This window comes from Sandarakinorhabdus oryzae, from assembly GCF_009733735.1.
Classification (GTDB): domain Bacteria; phylum Pseudomonadota; class Alphaproteobacteria; order Sphingomonadales; family Sphingomonadaceae; genus Sandarakinorhabdus; species Sandarakinorhabdus oryzae.
Genome location: NZ_WNJP01000019.1, coordinates 23,560 through 30,461, shown reverse-complemented (window position 1 = coordinate 30,461; position 6,902 = coordinate 23,560). Strand labels below are relative to the sequence as shown.

The following is a 6,902-nucleotide window of genomic DNA, read 5'->3' as shown; positions in this document are numbered from 1 at the left end:
GCAGCGGCTGGGCTGCGGCACGCGCGTCAGCTTCCAGCGCGCGGCTGTCGCCCGCCGACACCTGCTCCGGCACCTGCGCTGCCGCCAGCGCCGGCAGCAGCGCGGCCAACAGCAGCAGCCTATTTGCGCGATGTGCCGGCATCGGCCTTTTCGCTCGCCTTCTCGGCCTTCACCGCACCGGTTTCAGCCGGGGCCGCGCCGGGGCGGGTGAACTGCAGCGGGAAATCGTTGAGCAGGCGCCACAGCTCGAACCAGATCGGCACGGTGTTCATCTGCACCCAGCCGCGCACCTTGGCACCCAGCCGCACCGAGCGTTCGTCGGGCCATGGATCGCGATCGGGGCTGGGCACCACCAGGATGCGGAACAGGCCGTTTGGCGAGGCATTGGGGTCCATCGCCGCCACCTGGCCATCGAAATAGCCCTTGGCCACCGACGGCCAGCCGGAGAACTGGATCGCCGGCCAGCCTTCGAATTCCAGCCGCACGCGGCGGCCGGGGTGGATCAGCGGGATGTCGCGGCCATCCATGTAGAGCTCGACCACACGCCGCGACTGTTCGGGCACGAAGGTGGCGAGCACGTCGCCCTGCTTGACGATGGTGGCGCTGTCGATGCTGGTCACCCGCATGATGCGGCCATCGCGCGGGGCGCGGATCAATTGTTCGGAACTGCGGCGCAGGTTGACATCGATCTTGTTGATCTCGGCCCGGCTCGACGCCAGCTTGGCGGCATAATCGGCGACCTTGATCTGGGCCAGTTCCATGTCGCGCCGGGCTGCCAGCCCTTCGCCATAGAGCGTCGTCATGCGCTTCACATCGCGCTGGGCGGTGGCCATAGCGGCCTGGGTGGCGGCCATTTCGGCCAGTTTCTGGCTGCGTTCGGCGGCGAGACGGCTGAGATAATCGGGATCGATGTCGATCACCCGCGCAATCGGCTCGCCAGCCTTCACGCGGGCACCATCAGTCACATACCAGCGGTCGAGCCGGCCGGCGACCAGCGCAGTGATGTTCTGCTGGCGGTCGCGCGGATCATAGGCGATCACGCTGCCGCTGCCCTGCGCCGTCTGCACCCAGGGCACCAGCGTGACGAACAGGATCAGGATGACGAGGCCGGTGATGACGACACCGGCCAGCACCCGCATCACCCGCGGCGGGTTGAGGCCGCGCAGCGTGGCGAAATGACCGGCGGGCAGGGAATCAGTCGCCATCAACCGTCTCCCGCCCGGCGGCGCCCCGCAGTTGGTCGAATTCGGCGCGGCTCTGCGTGATCAGCTGCTGGTCCAGCCCCATCCACAGCCAGCCATCGAGCGTGACAGCTTCGGGGCGATTGCTGAAATAGAGGATGGTGGTGTTGCGCGCACGGAAATGGGCGAACACCGCCTTCAGCCGCGACAGGGTGAGCGTATCGAACAGGGGCGACATTACCAGCAGCCGCGGTTCCGACAATATGGCGGCGGCCAGTTTCAGCTGCATCATCTTGGCGACGCTGAACGGCGCACCGGTGGAGGACAGGCGGGTGTGGATGCCATCGGGCAGCAGCGCGATACGGTCTTCAAGGCCGACCAGGCGCAGCGCCGCCATCTGGTCCGCCGCGTTGCGGGCCGGATTGGCCAGCTGCAGATAATCGGCGATGGTCGATTCCACGATGGACGCGCGGTCCAGCACCATCACGTCGGAACGCAGCGCCAGCGGGTCCATCAGCGCGATATCGACGCCGCCCAGCGTGATCAGGCCGGATTCGGGCTGATCGAGGCGTTTCAAGAGGTCGGCAAATTCGCGTTCCATGCCGGGCACGCCCTGGCACACCAGCCGGCTGCCCTGCGGGATGGTGAGGTTCAATTCGGCCCGGCCGATCGGCAGATTCACCCGTACCCGGTTCATCGCCAGCGCGCCGCCCTGCGGCGGGGCCAGGCCCTTGGACGCCGGCGGCTCCTGCTTCAGGCCATAGAGCAGCGACAATTCCTCGATCGAGGCAACCAGGTCGTACCAATCGTCGAGATAGGAATAGAGGCTGTTCATGCCGGCAAACACGCCCGACAGGATCAGCTCGGCTGCCACCAGCTGGCCGATAGAGAGCTGTTCCTGGATGACGAGCCAGCCGCCCAGCGCCAGCAGGCCGGCGCTTGCGGCGGCATAGAGGAGATAGAAGGCGATGGTCTGCGGGAACTGGTAGGCGAAGTGCGCGGCATGGGCCTTCACATAATTGGCTGTCACCCGTTCTGCCCCATCCAGCGCATAATCGATGTGGCGGGCCGATTTGTAGAAGCCGTTCGAGGCGCCGATCGTCTCCAGGAAGTGTGCAGCGTTGTATTTCTCGTGAGAAAGATTGATCGAGGTCTTCATCGCCCCCCTCGACCAGATCGCCCAAACCGCCCACAGCAGTGCGATCAGCACCAGGTTGAAGGCCAGGAAAAACGGGTGATAGAAGCTGGTGACGATGAAGCCGACCACCATGCCAAGCACGATGGTGAAGCCACCGATCAGCAGCGACGGCACTGCCTTCTGCATGTTGACCAGCTCGAAATAGCGGTTGAACAGGTCAAACCGGCGATCATCCTGGAAGAAGGGATCGGCCGCATTGATCACCCGCATCGTCAGGTCAGCCACCAGTCGCGCCATGAAGCGGCGGCGATAGAGTTCCATCAGGTGGATGCGCAGCACGCTGAGCAGGCCCGACAGGACCAGCAGGCCAAACAACATCAGTGACAGCGTGAACAGCGGCACCGGCAACGCGGTATTGGCGATGCTGTTGATCAGCAGCTGCACCGAAATCGGCGTCGCCAGGCCCAGCAGCGCGATGCCCAGGCCATAGATGATCGCCAGCCAGAAATAATTCTTCTCCGGCCAGAGAATGTCCTTCATCCAGCGGTAGACCAGCCGGTTCAGGTCCATCTGCGTCAGATCGGTGGCGGCCATGCGTCTCCTGAGCCGGAAAACCGGGCGTTGGCGGCTCATGTAGGGCGCGCCGCCCGGCCTGCCAAGACCGGGCGCGAAAAAAGATTACACAGCCGTAATGCGAAAATCAGGCCAGTTGCCGGAGCCCGTCGCCAATCCGGCTGGCAATCTCGTCGATCTGCGCCTCGGTGATGATCAGCGGTGGCGACAATGCGATGATGTCGCCGGTGACGCGGATCAACAGGCCGGTATCGAACATGGCGCGGAAGATTTCCTGGCCGCGCACGCCGGGCTGGCCGGGGCGCGGCGCCAGTTCGATGGCGCCAACCAGGCCAAAATTGCGGATGTCGACAACATGCGGATGGTCCTTCAGGCCATGCAGCGCCGCCTCCCAGCGGTCTTCCAGGGCGCGGGCGCGGGCGAACAGGCCTTCGTTGGCATAAAGATCGAGCGTGGCGATGCCGGCAGCACAAGCCAGCGCGTGGCTGGAATAGGTATAGCCGTGAAACAGCTCGATCCCCGGCACATCGCCCGGCGCATCGACGATGGCATCATGGACATGGCGGGCCGCCGCCACCGCACCCATCGGCACCGCGGCGTTGGTCAGGCCCTTGGCCAGGCAGATGAGATCGGGGGTAACGCCGAAGCGCTCCGCCGCCGTCGCCGCGCCGATGCGGCCGAAACCGGTGATCACTTCATCGAAGATCAGGAGAATGCCGTGCTGCGCGGTGATCGCCCGCAGCCGCTCCAGATAGCCCTTGGGCGGCACCAGCACGCCGGTGGACCCGGCCAGCGGCTCGACGATGACGGCGGCGATCGTGTCTCCGTGCAACGCGACCAGCGCCTCCAGCCGATCGGCGAAATCGGCGCCGTGCTCGGGCTGGCCCTTCGAAAAGGCATTGCGCGCCGGATCATGGGTGTGCGGCAGGTGATCAGTGCCCGGCAGGCCAGTGCCATAGACACGGCGATTGGTGACGATGCCGCCCACCGAAATGCCGCCGAAGCCGGTGCCGTGATAGCCGCGCTCCCGCCCGACAAGCCGTACCCGCTGGCCCTGGCCCTTGGCCCGCCAATAGGCCAGCGCGATCTTCAGCGCGGTATCGACGCTTTCGGAGCCGCTATTGGTGAAGAAGATGCGGTCCAGCCCTTCGGGCATGATGCCGGCAACGCGCGAGGCGAGCTGGAAGGCCAGCGGGTGGCCCAATTGGAAGGTGGGCGCGAAATCGAGCACGGCCGCCTGCTGCTGGATCGCCTTGACAATCGGTTCGCGGCCATGGCCGGCGTTCACGCACCACAGGCCAGCGGTGCCATCAAGGATGCGGCGACCATCGGCCGAGGTGTAGTGCATGTCCTGCGCCGCCACCATCAGGCGCGGATTGGCCTTGAAATAGCGATTGTCGGTGAACGGCATCCACAGGGACGACAGGTCGTTGGGTGCAACACTGGCCATGGTTCTTCCCCCCTTTTCCGAGCGCTCAGGCCTTTGCGAGCAGGCTTTCGATCTGGCTGCCCAGCGCTTCCGGCCTGGTGGTCGGCGCAAAACGTTCCTGCACCTGGCCATGCTTGTCCACCAGGAACTTGGTGAAGTTCCACTTGATCGGCTCGCTGCCCAGGAAGCCAGGGGCCTGGCGCTTCAGCAGCTGGAACAGCGGGTGAGCGGTGGGGCCGTTGACATCAATCTTGGCAAACAGCGGGAAATCCACGTCATATTTGAGCTTGCAGAAATTGGCGATTTCTTCGGCATTGCCCGGTTCCTGTGCGCCGAACTGGTTGCAGGGGAAACCGAGCACGGCAAAGCCCTTGGGGCCATATGTGCGGTGCAGCGCCTCCAGCCCCTCATATTGCGGCGTGAACCCGCATTTCGACGCGGTGTTGACGATCAGCAGCACCTTGCCCTCGAAATCCTTCATCGAGACTTCGCGGCCATCGATGGTCTTCGCGCTGAATTCGTAAACGCTGGTCATAGCCTGTCCCCTTCCGCCTGCCCGGCCAGTGCTGCCACGAAATGGCGTCGGCACAGCGCGACATAACGATCATTGCCACCAATTTCGGTCTGCTGGCCAGAGGCCACCGGCCTGCCCTCGCCGTCAATACGCAGGTTCATCGTCGCCTTGCGGCCACAGGCGCACACCGCCTTCAGCTCGGTCAGCACATCGGCAATCGCCAGCAGGGCGCTGCTGCCCGGAAACAGCTGGCCCAGGAAATCGGTTCGGAGGCCATAGCAGAGCACCGGAATGCTTAAGTCATCGGCCACGCGGGCCAGTTGCCAGACCTGATCCCGGGTCAGGAACTGGGCTTCATCGACCAGCACGCAATTGAGCGTACTCACGGCATGGCCGGCAGCAACGGCGGCAAACAGATCAGTGTCATGCCTGAACACCTCGGCGGGGGCTGACAGGCCGATGCGCGAGGCGATCACGCCGGCGCCTGCGCGATCATCGATGGCGGCGGTGAACAGCATGGTGTGCATGCCGCGCTCGCGATAGTTGAAGCTGGCCTGCAGCAGCACCGTCGATTTGCCAGCGTTCATCGAGGCATAATAGAAATAGAGCTTGGCCATCGCGGTTCTTCTTGGTCCGCTGGCCTGACGGCGTCAACGGGCCGCCATCAGCTGCTGGAACACACCGAGCCGGTCGCTGATCTGCCAATGGCCGGTGAGCCGATCCTCACTGTCGAAACCATAGACCGTCGCGCCCGACATGCGGATGGTGGCACCGGTGGCCGGGAAGCCGGGCAGATCACCGGCATGGGTGGCCGCCCACAGCCAGGTCATCACCACGTGATCGCCATCGGCAAACATCGCCTGCACGTCGAATTTCTGATCGGGAAAGGCGGCGCGCGACTGGTGCAGCCGATCCTTGAAGCCGGCGACATCGAGCACTTGGCCATCCCAAGCATCACCAGGATCGTGATGGATGGTGTAGGCCGGCGCCAGATAGGCATCGACGGCATCGGCATCGCCGTCATCCCAAACGGCGCGGATGAAGGCAGCGAGCCGCTGCTTGCGGGGGTGATCGGGGATCATGCCGCCACCCCTGCACGCAGCCGCCGTCGCTGGCAATCGTCAGTTGTTGCCGTCGATGAAGTCGCCCAACTGGCCGAGGATGCTGCCCTCGCCGCGGTTCTGGCCGCGGCCCATGGCAGCCTGCATCATGCGGCCAGCGAGACGGCTGAACGGCAGCGACTGGATCCACACCTTGCCGGGCCCGGTCAGCCGGGCGAAGAAGACGCCTTCGCCGCCGAACAGCATGGACTTGACCCCGCCGACGGTTTCCAGATCGAAGTTCACCGACGGCGTGAAGGCCGCGACACAGCCGGTATCGACATGCAGCACCTCGCCCGGTGCCAGCGTGCGTTCGATCACGGTGCCGCCCATCTGCACGAACACCCAGCCATCGCCGTCCAGTTTCTGCATGATGAAGCCTTCGCCGCCGAACAGTCCGGTCATCACCCGGCGCTGGAAGGCGACCCCGATGGCAACGCCCTTGGCCGCTGCGAGGAACGCATCCTTCTGGCAGATCAGCGTGCCGCCGACGCTGTCCAGCTTGATTGGCAGGATATGGCCGGGCGTGGGCGACCCAAAGGCGACACGCGCCTTGCCGCCGCCATTGTGGGTGAAGACGGTGGTGAACAGGCTTTCGCCGGTCAGCAGCCGCTTGCCGGCGCCCATCAGCGCACCCATGAAGCCACCCGATTGCCCGCTGCCATCGCCGAACACCGTGGTCATGCCGATGCTGGCATCCTTCCACACCATGGCGCCGGCTTCGGCCACCGCGCTTTCACCCGGATCAAGCTCGATCTCGACGAATTGCAGTTCGTGGCCCTTGATCTCGAAATCAATGTCGTCGGCGATGCCGGTGGCGCGGCTGTGCTGCCAGGGATTGGGCATGTCTCTCTCCTCCAAAGCTGCGCGATATGTAGGGCGGGTGTATTGCCGCGCCAAGACGCTGCCTGCGACAAAATTTGGCCGGCGCTTGCGTGGATGCGCGCATTGGGCAACACACGCGGCC

7 protein-coding genes are annotated in these 6,902 nt (G+C 64.8%); all 7 read right to left on the bottom strand.

All coding sequences use genetic code 11. The features are described 5' to 3' along the window. Positions 1–119: 119 nt before the first annotated feature. The gene (locus tag GJ693_RS03590; protein ID WP_156254963.1) at positions 120–1,205 is read right to left on the bottom strand and encodes an efflux RND transporter periplasmic adaptor subunit; all 1,086 of its coding nucleotides are present in this window, start codon (positions 1,203–1,205) and stop codon (positions 120–122) included. Beyond that, on the bottom strand, positions 1,195–2,952 hold the full coding sequence (locus GJ693_RS03585) for an ATP-binding cassette domain-containing protein (protein ID WP_235902610.1): 1,758 nt from the start codon (positions 2,950–2,952) through the stop codon (positions 1,195–1,197). Before GJ693_RS03585 ends, GJ693_RS03590 begins: the two co-directional genes overlap by 11 nt. A 67-nt stretch (positions 2,953–3,019) precedes the next feature. Next, positions 3,020–4,342: an aspartate aminotransferase family protein gene (locus GJ693_RS03580; protein WP_156254962.1), complete on the bottom strand. Its 1,323-nt coding sequence runs from the start codon at positions 4,340–4,342 to the stop codon at positions 3,020–3,022. Between the two features lie 25 nt (positions 4,343–4,367). Beyond that, positions 4,368–4,856 carry a glutathione peroxidase gene (locus tag GJ693_RS03575; RefSeq protein ID WP_156254961.1) on the bottom strand — a complete coding sequence of 163 codons (489 nt, stop codon included), beginning with the start codon at positions 4,854–4,856 and terminating at the stop codon, positions 4,368–4,370. Then, a complete protein-coding gene (locus GJ693_RS03570) occupies positions 4,853–5,452 on the bottom strand; it encodes a thymidine kinase (RefSeq protein ID WP_156254960.1) in 600 nt (199 codons plus the stop codon). The genes GJ693_RS03575 and GJ693_RS03570 overlap by 4 nt, the downstream gene beginning before the upstream one ends. 33 nt (positions 5,453–5,485) lie before the next feature. Next, positions 5,486–5,917 (bottom strand): ester cyclase, encoded by a 432-nt coding sequence (locus GJ693_RS03565; protein ID WP_156254959.1) that lies wholly within the window; start codon positions 5,915–5,917, stop codon positions 5,486–5,488. A 39-nt stretch (positions 5,918–5,956) separates the two neighbouring features. Further along, a complete protein-coding gene (locus GJ693_RS03560) occupies positions 5,957–6,781 on the bottom strand; it encodes a TIGR00266 family protein (RefSeq protein WP_156254958.1) in 825 nt (274 codons plus the stop codon). Positions 6,782–6,902 lie beyond the last annotated feature (121 nt).